Source organism: Escherichia sp. WS3227_2, from assembly GCF_046486495.1.
In the GTDB taxonomy this organism is placed as follows: Bacteria; Pseudomonadota; Gammaproteobacteria; order Enterobacterales; family Enterobacteriaceae; genus Escherichia; species Escherichia coli.
In genome coordinates, this window is the sequence record NZ_JBJQLG010000008.1 from 166017 (window position 1) to 182327 (window position 16311).

The window sequence follows — 16311 nt, forward strand, 5'->3', positions numbered from 1 at the left end:
GTCTGACCGTGTTACCTGAATAATGGGCAAAAGCCTGTGATACTCTTTTGCCCTTACATGGTATTACTGCGCAGCGGCAGGTTTACGCGGACGGCGACGGCGTTGTTGTTCGCCTGCCGATTTGGCATCGCCAAGACGACGAGATGGTTTTTCTGCGGGCTTCGCGCTAGCTGATTTCACACCACCTTCTCCACGGCGTGGTTGCTGTTGACCGCGACCACCACCTTGCCCACGACCGCCGCCGCCACGTTGCTGGCGACCGTTCTGGATTGGTTCGGCTTTGATTGACGGGTCCGGCTCATAGCCCGGAATCGCAATGCGCGGGATCTCTTTTTTCAGCAGTTTTTCGATATCACGCAGCAGTTTGTGTTCATCAACACACACCAGCGACAACGCTTCACCGGTAGCAGCCGCACGACCGGTACGCCCGATACGGTGGACATAATCTTCCGGTACGTTTGGCAGTTCATAGTTGACCACGTGCGGCAGCTCTTCAATATCCAAGCCGCGCGCAGCGATGTCAGTTGCCACCAGTACACGAATATCGCCCGATTTAAAATCAGCCAGCGCACGGGTACGCGCACCTTGCGATTTATTGCCGTGGATCGCCGCACTGCGGATGCCATCTTTATTGAGCTGTTCAGCCAGATGGTTAGCGCCATGTTTGGTACGGGTAAACACCAGCACCTGCTGCCAGTTCCCTTTCCCAATCATATGCGACAGCAATTCGCGTTTGCGTTTCTTATCAACAAAGTGAACATGCTGGGTCACCTGATCAGACGCGGTATTGCGGCGTGCCACTTCGATTTCCAGCGGGTTGTGCAACAGTTTTTCCGCCAGAGCTTTAATATCGTCAGAGAAGGTCGCGGAGAACAACAGGTTCTGGCGCTTCGCAGGTAGTTTTGTTAACACGCGACGGATATCGTGGATAAAGCCCATGTCGAGCATGCGGTCAGCTTCATCGAGGACGAGGATTTCAACCTGATCCAGCTTCACCGCATTCTGATGTTCCAGGTCCAGCAGACGTCCCGGCGTTGCCACCAGCACATCAACGCCGCCGCGCAGCTTCATCATCTGCGGGTTAATACTCACACCACCAAACACCACCAGCGAACGAATGTTCAGGTATTTGCTGTAATCACGGACGTTTTCGCCAATCTGCGCCGCCAGTTCACGGGTCGGGGTAAGAATGAGCGCACGTACCGGACGACGCCCTTTGGCGTGCGGCTGGCGAGTGATCAGGTGTTGCAACAGCGGCAGCGTAAAGCCCGCTGTTTTGCCGGTACCGGTCTGGGCACTGGCCATCAGGTCGCGGCCTTCCAGCACCGCAGGGATCGCCTGCTGCTGAATAGGGGTGGGTTCACGGTAACCCTGCTCGGCAACGGCGCGCAGGATATCAGGGCTTAAACCCAAAGAATCGAAAGACATAACTACTCCGAACCGCCCCGACCGTTACCGGTGTAGTTTTCAGGGAGATACTGAAAAGGAAAATGACAAAAACCACAATGTCATGAGGGAGCGGAGTGTAGCAGTTTTTGTGACGCAGCGCATAAATTATCCCTGTGACTGGCGTTGCTAAAATTCCTGGTCATACTGGACAACTCCCATATGGAGTCATAATCTTAATCAATCATTTGATTAAGAATGGACTGTGCGATGAATAATCCTGCCATGACAATCAAGGGTGAACAGGCGAAAAAACAGCTGATTGCTGCCGCACTGGCGCAGTTTGGTGAATATGGAATGAACGCCACCACCCGCGAGATAGCCGCCCAGGCCGGGCAGAATATCGCTGCCATCACCTACTACTTCGGTTCGAAAGAGGATTTGTACCTCGCCTGCGCCCAGTGGATTGCCGATTTTATTGGCGAGCAGTTCCGTCCGCACGCCGAAGAAGCCGAACGCTTGTTCGCGCAACCACAGCCGGATCGGGATGCCATCCGTGAACTGATCCTTCGCGCCTGCAGAAACATGATTAAGCTGCTCACCCAGGATGACAGCGTCAACCTCAGCAAATTTATCTCCCGTGAGCAGCTCTCTCCCACGGCAGCCTACCACCTGGTGCACGAACAGGTGATTAGTCCGCTACACAGCCACCTTACACGCCTGATTGCCGCCTGGACCGGCTGCGACGCTAGCGATACCCGCATGATCCTTCATACCCATGCGTTGATTGGTGAGATTCTGGCGTTTCGTCTTGGCAAAGAAACCATTTTGTTACGTACCGGCTGGACCGCGTTCGATGAAGAAAAGACCGAACTGATCAACCAGACGGTGACCTGTCATATCGACCTGATTTTGCAAGGATTATCGCAAAGGAGTTTGTAGTGATGAAAAAACCTGTCGTGATCGGACTGGCGGTAGTGGTACTTGCCGCCGTGGTTGCCGGAGGCTACTGGTGGTATCAAAGCCGCCAGGATAACGGCCTGACGCTGTATGGCAACGTGGATATTCGTACGGTGAATCTTAGTTTCCGTGTTGGGGGGCGCGTTGAGTCGCTGGCAGTGGACGAAGGTGATGCGATCAAAGCGGGCCAGGTGCTGGGCGAACTGGATCACAAGCCGTATGAGATTGCCCTGATGCAGGCGAAAGCGGGCGTTTCGGTGGCTCAGGCGCAGTATGACCTGATGCTTGCCGGGTATCGCGATGAAGAAATAGCTCAGGCCGCCGCAGCGGTGAAACAGGCGCAAGCCGCCTATGACTATGCGCAGAACTTCTACAACCGCCAGCAAGGACTGTGGAAAAGCCGCACCATTTCGGCAAATGACCTGGAAAATGCCCGCTCCTCGCGCGACCAGGCGCAGGCAACGCTGAAATCGGCACAGGATAAATTGCGTCAGTACCGTTCCGGTAACCGCGAACAGGATATCGCCCAGGCAAAAGCCAGCCTCGAACAGGCGCAGGCGCAACTGGCGCAGGCGGAGCTGAATTTACAGGACTCAACGTTGATAGCACCGTCTGATGGCACGCTGTTAACGCGCGCGGTGGAGCCAGGCACGGTCCTCAACGAAGGTGGCACGGTGTTTACCGTTTCACTAACGCGTCCGGTGTGGGTGCGCGCTTATGTTGATGAACGTAATCTTGACCAGGCCCAGCCGGGGCGCAAAGTGCTACTTTATACCGATGGTCGCCCGGACAAGCCGTATCACGGGCAGATTGGTTTCGTTTCACCGACTGCTGAATTTACCCCGAAAACCGTCGAAACGCCGGATCTGCGTACCGACCTCGTCTATCGCCTGCGTATTGTGGTGACCGACGCCGATGATGCGTTACGCCAGGGCATGCCAGTGACGGTACAATTCGGTGACGAGGCAGGACATGAATGATGCCGTTATCACGCTGAACGGCCTGGAAAAACGCTTTCCGGGCATGGACAAGCCCGCCGTCGCGCCGCTCGACTGTACCATTCACGCCGGTTATGTGACGGGGCTGGTGGGGCCGGATGGTGCAGGTAAAACCACGCTAATGCGGATGCTGGCGGGATTACTGAAACCCGACAGCGGCAATGCCACGGTGATTGGCTTTGATCCGATCAAAAACGACGGCGCGCTGCACGCCGTGCTCGGCTATATGCCGCAGAAATTCGGTCTGTATGAAGATCTCACGGTGATGGAGAATCTCAATCTGTACGCAGATTTGCGCAGCGTCACCGGCGAGGCACGGAAGCAAACTTTTGCTCGCCTGCTGGAGTTTACGTCTCTTGGCCCGTTTACCGGACGCCTGGCGGGCAAGCTCTCCGGTGGGATGAAACAAAAACTTGGCCTGGCCTGTACCCTGGTGGGCGAACCGAAAGTGTTGCTGCTCGATGAACCCGGCGTCGGTGTTGACCCTATCTCACGGCGCGAACTGTGGCAGATGGTGCATGAGCTGGCGGGCGAAGGGATGTTAATCCTCTGGAGCACATCGTATCTCGACGAAGCCGAGCAGTGCCGTGACGTGTTACTGATGAACGAAGGCGAATTGTTGTACCAGGGAGAACCGACGGCCCTGACACAAACCATGGCCGGACGCAGCTTTCTGATGACCAGTCCACACGAGGGCAACCGCAAACTGTTGCAACGGGCATTGAAACTACCGCAGGTCAGCGACGGCATGATTCAGGGGAAATCGGTACGTCTGATCCTCAAAAAAGAGGCCACACCAGACGATATTCGCCATGCCGACGGGATGCCGGAAATCAACATCAACGAAACTACGCCGCGTTTTGAAGATGCGTTTATCGATTTGCTGGGCGGTGCCGGAACCTCAGAATCGCCGCTGGGTGCAATATTGCATACGGTAGAAGGCACACCCGGCGAGACGGTGATCGAAGCGAAAGAACTGACCAAGAAATTTGGTGATTTTGCCGCCACCGATCACGTCAACTTTGCCGTTAAACGCGGGGAGATTTTTGGTTTGCTGGGGCCAAACGGCGCGGGTAAATCGACCACCTTTAAGATGATGTGCGGTTTGCTGGTGCCGACTTCCGGTCAGGCGCTGGTGCTGGGCATGGATCTGAAAGAGAGTTCCGGTAAAGCGCGCCAGCATCTCGGCTATATGGCGCAAAAATTTTCGCTCTACGGCAACCTGACGGTCGAACAGAATTTACGCTTTTTCTCTGGTGTGTATGGCTTACGCGGTCGGGCGCAGAACGAAAAGATCTCCCGCATGAGCGAGGCGTTCGGCCTGAAAAGTATCGCCTCCCACGCCACCGATGAACTGCCATTAGGTTTTAAACAGCGGCTGGCGCTGGCCTGTTCGCTGATGCATGAACCGGACATTCTGTTTCTCGACGAACCGACGTCCGGCGTTGATCCCCTCACCCGCCGCGAATTCTGGCTCCACATCAATAGCATGGTAGAGAAAGGCGTCACGGTGATGGTTACCACCCACTTTATGGATGAAGCGGAATATTGCGACCGCATTGGCCTGGTGTATCGCGGGAAGCTGATTGCCAGCGGCACGCCGGACGATTTGAAAGCACAGTCGGCTAACGATGAGCAACCCGATCCCACCATGGAGCAAGCCTTTATTCAGTTGATCCACGACTGGGATAAGGAGCATGGCAATGAGTAATCCGATCCTGTCCTGGCGTCGCGTGCGGGCACTGTGCGTCAAAGAGACGCGGCAGATCGTTCGCGATCCGAGTAGCTGGCTGATTGCGGTGGTGATCCCGCTGCTACTGCTGTTTATTTTTGGTTACGGCATTAACCTCGACTCCAGCAAGCTGCGGGTCGGGATTTTACTGGAACAGCGTAGCGAAGCGGCGCTGGATTTCACCCACACCATGACCGGTTCGCCCTACATCGACGCCACCATCAGCGATAACCGTCAGGAATTGATCGCCAAAATGCAGGCAGGGAAAATTCGCGGTCTGGTGGTTATTCCCGTGGATTTCGCCGAACAGATGGAGCGCGCCAACGCCACCGCACCGATTCAGGTGATCACCGACGGCAGTGAGCCGAATACCGCTAACTTTGTCCAGGGGTATGTCGAAGGGATCTGGCAGATCTGGCAAATGCAGCGAGCGGAGGACAACGGGCAGACTTTTGAACCGCTTATTGATGTACAAACCCGCTACTGGTTTAACCCGGCGGCGATTAGCCAGCACTTTATTATCCCCGGTGCGGTGACCATTATCATGACGGTCATCGGCGCGATCCTCACCTCGCTGGTGGTGGCGCGGGAGTGGGAGCGCGGCACTATGGAGGCCCTGCTCTCTACGGAGATTACCCGCACGGAACTGCTGCTGTGTAAGCTGATCCCTTATTACTTTCTCGGGATGCTGGCGATGTTGCTGTGTATGCTGGTGTCAGTGTTTATTCTCGGCGTGCCATATCGCGGGTCACTGCTGATTCTGTTTTTTATCTCCAGCCTGTTTTTACTCAGTACCCTGGGGATGGGGCTGCTGATTTCCACGATTACCCGCAACCAGTTCAATGCCGCTCAGGTCGCCCTGAACGCCGCGTTTCTGCCGTCGATTATGCTTTCCGGCTTTATTTTTCAGATCGACAGTATGCCCGCGGTGATCCGCGCGGTGACGTACATTATTCCCGCACGTTATTTCGTCAGCACCCTGCAAAGCCTGTTCCTCGCCGGAAATATTCCAGTGGTGCTGGTGGTGAACGTGCTGTTTTTGATCGCTTCGGCGGTGATGTTTATCGGCCTGACGTGGCTAAAAACCAAACGTCGGCTGGATTAGGGAGAAGAGCATGTTTCATCGCTTATGGACGTTAATCCGCAAAGAGTTGCAGTCGCTGCTGCGCGAACCGCAAACCCGCGCGATTCTGATTTTACCCGTGCTGATTCAGGTGATCCTGTTCCCGTTCGCCGCCACGCTGGAAGTGACTAACGCCACCATCGCCATCTACGATGAAGATAACGGCGAACATTCGGTAGAACTTACTCAACGTTTTGCCCGCGCCAGCGCCTTTACCCATGTGCTGCTACTGAAAAGCCCACAGGAGATCCGCCCAACCATCGACACACAAAAGGCGTTACTGCTGGTGCGTTTCCCGGCTGACTTCTCGCGCAAACTGGATACCTTCCAGACCGCGCCGTTGCAGTTGATCCTCGACGGGCGTAACTCCAACAGTGCGCAAATTGCCGCCAACTACCTGCAACAGATCGTCAAAAATTATCAGCAGGAGCTGCTGGAAGGAAAACCGAAACCCAACAACAGCGAGCTGGTGGTACGCAACTGGTATAACCCGAATCTCGACTACAAATGGTTTGTGGTGCCGTCGCTGATCGCCATGATCACCACTATTGGCGTGATGATCGTCACTTCACTTTCTGTTGCCCGCGAACGTGAACAAGGTACGCTCGATCAGTTACTGGTTTCGCCGCTCACCACCTGGCAGATATTCATCGGCAAGGCCGTACCGGCATTAATTGTCGCCACCTTCCAGGCCACCATTGTGCTGGCGATTGGTATCTGGGCGTATCAAATCCCCTTCGCCGGATCGCTGGCGCTGTTCTACTTTACGATGGTGATTTACGGTTTATCGCTGGTGGGATTCGGTCTGTTGATTTCATCACTCTGCTCGACACAACAGCAGGCGTTTATCGGCGTGTTTGTCTTTATGATGCCCGCCATTCTCCTTTCCGGTTACGTTTCGCCGGTGGAAAACATGCCAGTATGGCTGCAAAACCTGACGTGGATTAACCCTATTCGCCACTTTACGGACATTACCAAGCAGATTTATTTGAAAGATGCGAGTCTGGATATTGTATGGAATAGTTTGTGGCCGCTACTGGTGATAACGGCCACGACAGGGTCAGCGGCGTACGCGATGTTTAGACGTAAGGTGATGTAACTTCTTATCTTTCGCCAGCAAAGACACTACCGCCGGGCCGGCAAGGATTGCCAGCCCTGCGATCGCCAGCAAAAAGTTGTTTTCCAGTACGCGGGACAACAGCCACAGCACAATCAGCGCTGCGCCAAAATACCAGGTCGTAGTCAGCTCTTCCAGCACGTCTGCCACCTCACGCCAGCGTTGCTCGGGGTGGCGCTGAAACACCAGCATCATCACTACCGTGACACAATACAGTGCGCATAATCCCACGCCGACGTGAACCAGAGTCTTACTCATCCAGCCCACCACCAGCAGCGCCACTACCAGTAAATGCAACATAATCTGCCAGCAACTTAGACCCGTTGCGACACGAACACGTTGTTGCCACTTCATGGCTTCTCTCCTGAAGAATTTATCTCTACTTACTCAGAGTACCGAACTTTACGGAAAATTCCGTAAGACCGCACCTTTTTGTGACGCCGACTACACTATTTCAATGAGATAAGAGGCAAAGACAGGAAAATTATGCCCGATCAAACACAACAATTTTCGTTCAAGGTGCTCACCATCAATATTCACAAAGGCTTTACCGCGTTTAACCGACGCTTCATTTTGCCGGAACTTCGCGACGCCGTGCGTACCGTCAGCGCCGATATTGTTTGCCTGCAGGAAGTGATGGGCGCGCACGAAGTTCATCCGCTGCATGTGGAAAACTGGCCAGATACTTCGCACTACGAGTTTCTCGCCGACACGATGTGGAGCGATTTTGCCTACGGTCGCAATGCCGTATACCCGGAAGGGCATCACGGTAACGCGGTTCTTTCACGTTATCCCATTGAACATTATGAGAATCGCGATGTTTCGGTCGATGGTGCGGAAAAGCGCGGCGTGCTCTACTGCCGCATTGTGCCGCCGATGACCGGAAAAGCGATTCATGTGATGTGCGTACATCTGGGCCTGCGTGAGGCGCACCGTCAGGCGCAGCTTGCGATGCTCGCCGAATGGGTGAATGAGCTACCGGACGGCGAACCGGTATTGGTGGCGGGTGATTTCAATGACTGGCGGCAAAAAGCTAATCATCCGTTAAAAGTGCAGGCCGGGCTGGATGAGATATTTACCCGCGCCCACGGACGCCCGGCGCGCACGTTTCCGGTGCAATTTCCTCTACTACGACTGGACAGGATCTACGTCAAAAATGCCAGCGCCAGCGCGCCAACCGCGTTGCCGCTGCGGACATGGCGACACCTTTCTGATCATGCCCCTTTAAGTGCGGAGATTCATTTATGAAATGTAGCTGGCGCGAAGGCAATAAGATCCAGTTGCTGGAAAACGGCGAGCAATATTATCCCGCGGTGTTTAAGGCGATTGGCGAGGCACAAGAACGCATCATTCTTGAAACGTTTATCTGGTTTGAGGATGACGTCGGCAAACAACTGCATGCGGCACTACTGGCAGCAGCGCAACGCGGGGTGAAAGCGGAAGTCTTGCTGGATGGCTACGGTTCGCCGGATCTCAGCGATGAGTTTGTCAATGAATTGACGGCAGCTGGCGTGGTATTTCGCTACTACGATCCCCGCCCTCGCCTTTTTGGTATGCGCACCAATGTGTTTCGCCGGATGCATCGCAAAATTGTGGTGATCGACGCGCGTATCGCCTTTATTGGCGGGCTGAATTACTCCGCCGAGCATATGTCCAGCTACGGCCCGGAGGCCAAACAGGATTACGCGGTACGCCTCGAAGGGCCGATTGTCGAAGATATTCTCCAGTTTGAGCTGGAAAACCTGCCAGGACAGAGCGCGGCGCGACGCTGGTGGCGACGTCATCACAAAGCGGAAGAAAATCGCCAGCCGGGAGAAGCGCAGGTATTGCTGGTCTGGCGCAATAACGAAGAACATCGCGATGATATCGAACGCCACTATCTGAAAATGCTCACTCAGGCGCGGCGGGAAGTGATTATCGCCAACGCCTACTTCTTCCCCGGCTATCGATTTTTACACGCCTTGCGTAAAGCGGCACGGCGCGGGGTGCGGATCAAACTGATCATTCAGGGCGAACCGGATATGCCGATTGTCAGAGTCGGTGCACGCTTGCTGTATAACTATCTGGTTAAAGGTGGCGTTCAGGTTTTTGAGTACCGCCGCCGCCCGCTCCACGGCAAAGTAGCATTGATGGACGATCACTGGGCGACAGTAGGGTCCAGTAATCTCGATCCGCTCAGTTTGTCACTGAATCTCGAAGCAAATGTCATCATCCACGATCGTCATTTTAACCAGACGCTGCGCGATAATCTAAACGGCATTATCGCCGCAGACTGCCAGCAGGTGGATGAAACCATGCTGCCCAAACGCACCTGGTGGAATCTGACCAAAAGCGTGCTGGCCTTCCACTTTTTACGCCACTTCCCGGCGCTGGTCGGCTGGCTTCCGGCACACACGCCACGTCTGGCGCAGGTTGACCCGCCCGCTCAGCCGACAATGGAAACGCAGGATCGGGTAGAAACTGAAAACACGGGGGTAAAACCCTGATGAGTAAATCACACCCACGCTGGCGCTTAGCAAAGAAGATCCTCACCTGGCTGTTTTTTATCGCGGTGATAGTGTTGCTGGTGGTCTACGCCAAAAAGGTGGACTGGGAAGAGGTCTGGAAGGTCATCCGCGACTACAATCGCGTTGCGTTGCTCAGTGCGGTCGGGCTGGTGGTCGTCAGTTATCTGATTTACGGCTGCTATGATCTGCTCGCCCGCTTTTACTGCGGTCACAAACTGGCGAAGCGCCAGGTGATGCTGGTGTCGTTTATCTGCTACGCCTTCAACCTGACGCTTAGTACCTGGGTCGGCGGCATTGGTATGCGCTATCGTTTGTACTCCCGGCTAGGGTTACCGGGCAGCACTATTACGCGGATTTTCTCGCTCAGTATTACCACCAACTGGCTGGGCTATATTTTGCTGGCCGGGATTATCTTTACCGCAGGCGTGGTGGAGCTGCCGGACCACTGGTATGTCGATCAAACCACGCTGCGCATTCTCGGCATTGGCTTACTGATGATTATCGCGGTTTATTTGTGGTTTTGCGCTTTCGCGAAGCACCGCCATATGACCATCAAAGGACAAAAACTGGTGCTGCCTTCATGGAAATTTGCCCTCGCCCAGATGCTGATTTCCAGCGTTAACTGGATGGTAATGGGAGCGATTATCTGGCTGTTACTCGGTCAAAGCGTAAACTATTTCTTTGTACTGGGCGTGTTACTGGTTAGTAGTATTGCTGGCGTCATCGTGCATATTCCGGCGGGAATTGGTGTGCTGGAAGCGGTATTTATCGCGCTACTGGCTGGGGAGCATACCTCCAAAGGTACAATTATCGCCGCCCTACTCGCTTACCGTGTGCTGTATTACTTTATCCCACTGCTGCTGGCGCTGATCTGTTACCTGCTACTGGAAAGCCAGGCGAAGAAGCTACGAGCGAAAAATGAAGCGGCGATGTGAAGTTTAGTTAAGTTCTTTAGTATGTGCATTTACGACTAATGAAAAAAACGCGTATGCCTTTGCCAGACAAGCGTTATAGCTATCGCGGCAAGTATCCCAAAGAAGCCGATAAAATAGTAATAGAGTGTTAATGCACCTGTAAAAGCGCAACGAACCGGACTCCACAACTCTTCGCTATGGCATTTTCCTGCCAGTTCAAGGAGCTTATTTCGTCCATGCGAGATAATGCCTGACCATAACACAATCATTAAGCAACTTATTACCCAAACTGGTCGTTCACTCATTAATGCGGCATCCATGATGATCACCAGGGCCAGCTCTGCGGTTGCCACCATACCCAAAGCGGTAATGAGCCATATACCGTTTAATATCCTGGCCTCGTGCTGAAAATCTAATTTATTGCTGTTTTGCGAGTATGATTCCATTCTTTTAGTTGTCCTTAGAAAAAATATTAATATTCACCATCAATAAATTTAAAACCACGCATACAAAATATTTTTGTATTTATGGATACGGAAAACACTTCCGCTCGGCCATAAGGCATATTTTATACCTGGTACTTGTTAAGTGTCGTTTTTAGTAAGAAAAAAATCCCGACACATGGCCGGGATATTGATGGTGAAAAAGAATTAACGGCGGTTGCCGAAGATCCGCAACAACATCAGGAACAAGTTGATGAAGTCCAGATACAAGGTTAACGCGCCAAGAATGGAATATTTGCGCAGGTTCGACGTGTCGCGGGTATCAATCTGCTCACCCATATTTTTCAATTTCTGAGTGTCATACGCCGTCAATCCGACAAAGACAATCACGCCGATGTAGGTAACTGCCCACATCAATGCTTCGCTTTTCAGCCAGAAGTTGACCAGCGATGCCAGCACAATGCCGATTAACGCCATAAACAGCATATTGCCAAAGCCGCTTAGATCGCGCTTCGTGGTGTAACCGTACAGGCTCATTGCGCCAAACATCCCGGCAGTAACGACGAAAGTACTGGCGATAGAAGCAGCGGTATAGACAATGAAAATACTGGAAAGCGTAAGACCCGTCAGCGCCGAATAAAGCATAAAGAGCATCGTCGTTACACCTGCGCTCAGCTTTTGAATCATCGCTGATAACACAATAACCAATGCTAATTGCGCGATGATCAGACCGATTAAAAAGACACGGTTAGTGAACAACAGCTCCATCACGGCCGCGGAATTAGCCGCATACCAGGCAACAAATGCGGTCAGCAACAAGCCAACGGTCATCCAGCCATAGACTTGCGCCATATAAGTTTGCAAGCCAGCCCGGGGGTGTACAATTGAATCAGAACGTGGGAATCTGTCCATGACGATCTCCTGAAGATATAAGGAATATCTTAAGGATACTGCAAAATGATGAGGCTGTGCATCGACGCAGCGTAAACGCATGTACTGAGCGGTGAAATTGCCGGACGCAGCGGTGCCTTATCCGGCTAACAAAAAACTACCAGCGTTTTGCCGCCTGCTGATCGCTCTCCCGAGCTTCAACCCAGCGGTCGCCTTCCGGCGTGGCTTCACGCTTCCAGAACGGTGCGCGGGTTTTGAGATAATCCATAATAAACTGCCCGGCTTCAAACGCACTGCTGCGATGCGCACTGGTGACACCGACAAAAACGATTTCATCTCCCGGCCATAATTCCCCGATGCGGTGAATCACCGTGACGCGCCCCAGCGGCCAGCGGTTACGCGCTTCATCGACAATTTCTGCCAGTGCTTTTTCAGTCATCCCCGGATAGTGTTCGAGGGTTAATGCTTTGACGCTGTCGCCAAGGTTATGGTTGCGCACCTTACCGGTAAAGGTGACTACCGCACCGTCTTCATCACGCTCCGCCAGCCACGGATACTCTTCTCCTACGCTGAATGGCTGCGGGCCGACAACAATTTTGGTTTCTGCCATCTTAACCTCCGGTTACCGGCGGGAAGAAAGCCACTTCGTCGCCGTCAGTCAGCGGATGGTCAAGACTCACCAGCGTCTGGTTGACGGCAGCCAGCAATTTGCCATCTTCCAGCGCCAGCGCCCAGCGATCGCTCTGCGCAGCCAGGTGCTGGCGTAACGCTTCAACGGTTGGGAAATCCGCAGCCACTTCGGTTGCATCTGTTCCCACCAACTCGCGCACCTGGGCGAAAAAAAGAACTTTAATCATCCGCTTCCACCTTAAAGTCACCCGACTTGCCGCCGCTCTTCGCCAGCAAACGTACCGGACCAATTACCATATCTTTTTGCACCGCTTTGCACATGTCATAAATGGTCAGCGCCGCCACGGAGGCCGCGGTTAACGCTTCCATTTCGACACCGGTTTTCCCGGTCAGGCGGCATAAGGTTTCTATACGTACCCGATTGTGCTCCGGCTCGGCCTGTAAATTGACTTCAACTTTGCTGAGCATCAGCGGGTGACAGAGCGGGATCAGATCCCAGGTGCGTTTTGCCGCCTGAATACCGGCGATACGCGCAGTGGCAAATACGTCGCCTTTGTGGTGGCGACCATCAATAATCATCGCCAGCGTCTCGCTGCGCATGGTGACAAAGGCTTCCGCCCGCGCTTCACGCACGGTTTCCGCTTTGGCGGAGACATCCACCATGTGTGCTTCGCCAGCGGCGTTGATATGGGTCAGTTGCGACATACTTATTTCTTCAAATGTGGATGGAAATTGCATGGACGTGTACGGGCATCGAGCTGCGGCGCGATGATATTTTCCCACGCGGTGCGGCACGCTTTGGTCGAACCCGGCATGGCGAAAATCAGCGTTTTGTTAGCGACGCCCGCTACCGCACGAGATTGCAACGTTGAGGTGCCAATCTCTTCAAACGACAACATCCGGAACACTTCACCAAAACCTTCAACTTCACGGTCGAACAACGGCAGCAGCGCTTCGGGAGCCTGATCACCTTCCGTCAGGCCAGTACCCCCCGTAATCAATACCACTTGTACATCGTCGCTGGCGATCCACGCAGATACCTGAGCGCGAATAGCGTAGCGGTTTTCTTTCACAATGGCTTTATCGACAACGTGATGGCCCGCTTCCTGCGCCGAATCGCGCAGATAGTGACCGGAGGTATCGTCTTCTTCACCACGACGATTAGAAACCGTAAGAATAGCAATACGGGTCGGGATAAATTCAGTGCTTACCTGACTCATCTGATCTCTCCTTTTGACGTTTTAGCCGCCAATGTACGATAAGTTTTGCGTAATACCGGTGTTGTTTTGATGCAGGAAATGGGTCTGTTTCTTCTCCCGCAGCGCCGCTGAAATACGCGCTTCCAGCGCCTGTTGCTGGGTATCGTCTTCCAGCAGATCGCGCAGGTTAACGCCGCCTTCACCAAACAGGCAGAGATGGAGTTTACCAATGGAGGAAACGCGCAGGCGGTTGCAAGTGGCGCAGAAGTCTTTTTCATACGGCATGATAAGGCCAATCTCTCCGGCGTAATCCGGATGACAAAAGACTTGCGCGGGACCGTCGCTGCGTTGACGTAATTGGTGGATCCAGCCGCGACGCAGTAGCTCGTCACGCAGAACCTGACCAGAGATGTGATGCTTACGGAAGAGCTCGCTGCCCTCACCCGTTTCCATCAATTCGATGAAACGCAGCTGGATAGGGCGATGCTGGATCCAGTTCAGAAAGGTGTCGAGCTGATGATGATTAACATCACGCATCAGCACGGTATTGACTTTGACCTTCTCAAAACCGGCCTCAAATGCAGCATCGATCCCTGCCATGACCTGGTTGAATTTATCCTGCCCGGTAATGGCATGAAACTGGCGAGCGTCAAGGCTATCAACGCTGACGTTGATGCCAGTAAGTCCCGCATCGCGCCAGTTCGCCACATCGCGTTCCAGACGGTAACCATTGGTGGTGACCGCAATCTGGCGGATAGCGTCGTTTTCCCGCACAGCGGCGATGATATCGGTAAAGTCGCGGCGTAAAGATGGCTCACCGCCCGTCAGACGGACTTTTTCGGTGCCCAGACTGGCGAAGGCGCGCGTAACCCGGCGAATTTCATCGACGGTAAGAAAGCCTTTATTGGTGACGCCGCTCGGTTTGTAGCCATCCGGCAGGCAGTAGGTGCAACGAAAGTTACACACATCGGTAATCGACAGGCGCAAGTAGTAAAACTTACGCGCAAATGCATCAGTCAGTTGTGAAGCCATGTACACCTTTCCAGATACGGGAGGCGAAGTCATTTCTTTCTTCGCCCTGGTGGCAATCTTTACGAGCATTGTCACGGCCAAAGCACCGTATCAGTTGACCCAGGTGCAGAGGCTAGAGTGTTTAGTGGTTAAGCCGATACTAGCGTGTAAATGAGATTTTTACCATCCACACTTTCGCTATGTAATCATGTATATAGCGTCATGATCGTGCTATTTCGCTACAGAATAAGGGAAAATGGCGGTTTTACTTTGATATACATCATCAGAGAGGCATAGCGTACATCGTCCTTTAGAGGTAGAAGAAAATAGTTTGTATCCTCAATATTGGCAGGTTAATTGCTGTTTCCCCGCAATTTGCGCTACTGTAGCGCGGATAATCTGACTCCAGGAAACTATATGCGCAATCGTACGCTGGCTGATCTTGATCGTGTCGTTGCTCTCGGCGGAGGGCATGGACTGGGACGCGTTCTCTCATCACTTTCGTCTTTGGGTTCTCGTTTAACGGGTATCGTCACCACCACGGATAATGGCGGATCGACGGGGCGTATTCGCCGCTCAGAAGGCGGCATTGCCTGGGGCGATATGCGAAACTGCCTCAACCAGCTGATAACTGAACCCAGCGTCGCTTCCGCAATGTTTGAATATCGTTTCGGCGGTAATGGCGAACTTTCCGGGCATAACCTTGGAAACCTGATGTTGAAGGCACTGGATCACCTTAGCGTGCGACCTCTTGAAGCGATCAATCTGATTCGCAATCTGCTGAAAGTGGACGCACATTTGATTCCGATGTCGGAGCATCCTGTTGATCTGATGGCGATTGACGATCAGGGGCATGAAGTTTACGGCGAGGTCAATATCGACCAGTTAACTACGCCGATTCAGGAGTTACTGTTAACGCCGAATGTACCCGCAACGCGTGAGGCGGTTCACGCTATCAGTGAAGCGGATCTCATCATTATTGGGCCTGGCAGTTTTTACACCAGCCTGATGCCAATTCTGCTGCTGAAGGAAATCGCACAGGCATTACGCCGCACGCCAGCGCCGATGGTCTATATCGGCAATTTGGGGCGTGAGTTGAGTTTACCTGCGGCTAATTTGAAGCTGGAAAGCAAGCTGGCAATTATGGAGCAGTATGTCGGTAAAAAGGTCATTGATGCGGTCATCGTCGGGCCAAAAGTGGATGTCTCGGCGGTTAAAGAGCGGATTGTGATTCAGGAGGTACTGGAGGCCAGCGATATTCCGTATCGTCATGATCGCCAGTTGTTACATAACGCACTGGAAAAGGCGTTACAGGCACTGGGTTAATGTGGCCGAGATTGCTGACCAGGCTTCTGGTGCAATGCGACCTGTTCCCCTCACCCTCTCCCCGGAGGGGCGAG

18 protein-coding genes and 1 riboswitch are annotated in these 16311 nt (G+C 53.3%); of the genes, 9 read left to right on the forward strand and 9 right to left on the reverse strand.

Translation table 11 applies throughout. From position 1 onward, the window contains the following. Positions 1 to 63: 63 nt before the first annotated feature. A complete protein-coding gene (gene rhlE / locus ACJHXB_RS13305; RefSeq protein WP_000007109.1) occupies positions 64 to 1428 on the reverse strand; it encodes an ATP-dependent RNA helicase RhlE in 1365 nt (454 codons plus the stop codon). Between the two features lie 228 nt (positions 1429 to 1656). Between rhlE and cecR the strand changes: the two genes are divergently transcribed. Genes cecR through ACJHXB_RS13330 form a run of 5 tightly spaced genes read left to right on the forward strand, consistent with a single transcriptional unit; the run spans position 1657 to position 7298 of the window. Next, on the forward strand, positions 1657 to 2328 hold the full coding sequence (cecR, locus tag ACJHXB_RS13310; RefSeq protein ID WP_410233502.1) for a DNA-binding transcriptional regulator CecR: 672 nt from the start codon (positions 1657 to 1659) through the stop codon (positions 2326 to 2328). A gap of 2 nt (positions 2329 to 2330) precedes the next feature. Continuing rightward, the gene (gene hlyD, locus ACJHXB_RS13315) at positions 2331 to 3326 is read left to right on the forward strand and encodes a secretion protein HlyD (RefSeq protein WP_000743444.1); all 996 of its coding nucleotides are present in this window, start codon (positions 2331 to 2333) and stop codon (positions 3324 to 3326) included. Then, positions 3319 to 5055, forward strand: a complete 1737-nt coding sequence (locus tag ACJHXB_RS13320) for an ATP-binding cassette domain-containing protein (protein WP_001469071.1) — start codon at positions 3319 to 3321, stop codon at positions 5053 to 5055. The genes hlyD and ACJHXB_RS13320 overlap by 8 nt, the downstream gene beginning before the upstream one ends. Further along, a complete protein-coding gene (locus ACJHXB_RS13325; RefSeq protein WP_000070131.1) occupies positions 5048 to 6181 on the forward strand; it encodes an ABC transporter permease in 1134 nt (377 codons plus the stop codon). The genes ACJHXB_RS13320 and ACJHXB_RS13325 overlap by 8 nt, the downstream gene beginning before the upstream one ends. A gap of 10 nt (positions 6182 to 6191) precedes the next feature. After that, a complete protein-coding gene (locus ACJHXB_RS13330; RefSeq protein WP_000469031.1) occupies positions 6192 to 7298 on the forward strand; it encodes an ABC transporter permease in 1107 nt (368 codons plus the stop codon). On the opposite strand, the gene ACJHXB_RS13335 is transcribed toward ACJHXB_RS13330, so the two are convergent. Further along, complete coding sequence (locus ACJHXB_RS13335; protein ID WP_000871982.1) at positions 7260 to 7670, reverse strand: YbhQ family protein; 411 nt, start codon at positions 7668 to 7670, stop codon at positions 7260 to 7262. The genes ACJHXB_RS13330 and ACJHXB_RS13335 overlap by 39 nt on opposite strands. 132 nt (positions 7671 to 7802) lie before the next feature. Between ACJHXB_RS13335 and ACJHXB_RS13340 the strand changes: the two genes are divergently transcribed. From ACJHXB_RS13340 to ACJHXB_RS13350, 3 genes are read left to right on the forward strand one after another with little or no spacing between them, the layout of a single operon-like run. Next, a complete protein-coding gene (locus ACJHXB_RS13340; RefSeq protein WP_001113348.1) occupies positions 7803 to 8564 on the forward strand; it encodes an endonuclease/exonuclease/phosphatase family protein in 762 nt (253 codons plus the stop codon). Next, the gene (gene clsB / locus ACJHXB_RS13345) at positions 8561 to 9802 is read left to right on the forward strand and encodes a cardiolipin synthase ClsB (protein ID WP_410233503.1); all 1242 of its coding nucleotides are present in this window, start codon (positions 8561 to 8563) and stop codon (positions 9800 to 9802) included. Before ACJHXB_RS13340 ends, clsB begins: the two co-directional genes overlap by 4 nt. Then, entirely contained in the window at positions 9802 to 10758 is a 957-nt protein-coding gene (locus ACJHXB_RS13350; protein WP_000045450.1) for a YbhN family protein, read from the forward strand. The genes clsB and ACJHXB_RS13350 overlap by 1 nt, the downstream gene beginning before the upstream one ends. A gap of 35 nt (positions 10759 to 10793) precedes the next feature. On the opposite strand, the gene ACJHXB_RS13355 is transcribed toward ACJHXB_RS13350, so the two are convergent. From ACJHXB_RS13355 to moaA, 7 genes are all read right to left on the reverse strand, one after another. After that, a complete protein-coding gene (locus ACJHXB_RS13355; RefSeq protein ID WP_000446922.1) occupies positions 10794 to 11183 on the reverse strand; it encodes a hypothetical protein in 390 nt (129 codons plus the stop codon). A 204-nt stretch (positions 11184 to 11387) separates the two neighbouring features. After that, on the reverse strand, positions 11388 to 12092 hold the full coding sequence (locus ACJHXB_RS13360; protein WP_001469073.1) for a Bax inhibitor-1/YccA family protein: 705 nt from the start codon (positions 12090 to 12092) through the stop codon (positions 11388 to 11390). A gap of 136 nt (positions 12093 to 12228) precedes the next feature. Beyond that, the gene (moaE, locus tag ACJHXB_RS13365; protein WP_000852287.1) at positions 12229 to 12681 is read right to left on the reverse strand and encodes a molybdopterin synthase catalytic subunit MoaE; all 453 of its coding nucleotides are present in this window, start codon (positions 12679 to 12681) and stop codon (positions 12229 to 12231) included. A gap of 1 nt (position 12682) precedes the next feature. Further along, a complete protein-coding gene (gene moaD, locus ACJHXB_RS13370; RefSeq protein WP_000598614.1) occupies positions 12683 to 12928 on the reverse strand; it encodes a molybdopterin synthase sulfur carrier subunit in 246 nt (81 codons plus the stop codon). Beyond that, positions 12921 to 13406: a cyclic pyranopterin monophosphate synthase MoaC gene (gene moaC, locus ACJHXB_RS13375; protein ID WP_000080885.1), complete on the reverse strand. Its 486-nt coding sequence runs from the start codon at positions 13404 to 13406 to the stop codon at positions 12921 to 12923. Before moaC ends, moaD begins: the two co-directional genes overlap by 8 nt. A 2-nt stretch (positions 13407 to 13408) precedes the next feature. Further along, the gene (moaB, locus tag ACJHXB_RS13380; RefSeq protein WP_000084639.1) at positions 13409 to 13921 is read right to left on the reverse strand and encodes a molybdenum cofactor biosynthesis protein B; all 513 of its coding nucleotides are present in this window, start codon (positions 13919 to 13921) and stop codon (positions 13409 to 13411) included. Between the two features lie 21 nt (positions 13922 to 13942). Continuing rightward, positions 13943 to 14932: a GTP 3',8-cyclase MoaA gene (moaA, locus tag ACJHXB_RS13385; RefSeq protein ID WP_001295301.1), complete on the reverse strand. Its 990-nt coding sequence runs from the start codon at positions 14930 to 14932 to the stop codon at positions 13943 to 13945. After that, positions 14920 to 15064: riboswitch (molybdenum cofactor riboswitch) on the reverse strand. It overlaps the preceding gene by 13 nt. Before the next feature lie 264 nt (positions 15065 to 15328). Between moaA and yvcK the strand changes: the two genes are divergently transcribed. Then, entirely contained in the window at positions 15329 to 16237 is a 909-nt protein-coding gene (gene yvcK, locus ACJHXB_RS13390) for a uridine diphosphate-N-acetylglucosamine-binding protein YvcK (RefSeq protein ID WP_001308507.1), read from the forward strand. The last annotated feature ends 74 nt before the right edge of the window (positions 16238 to 16311 follow it).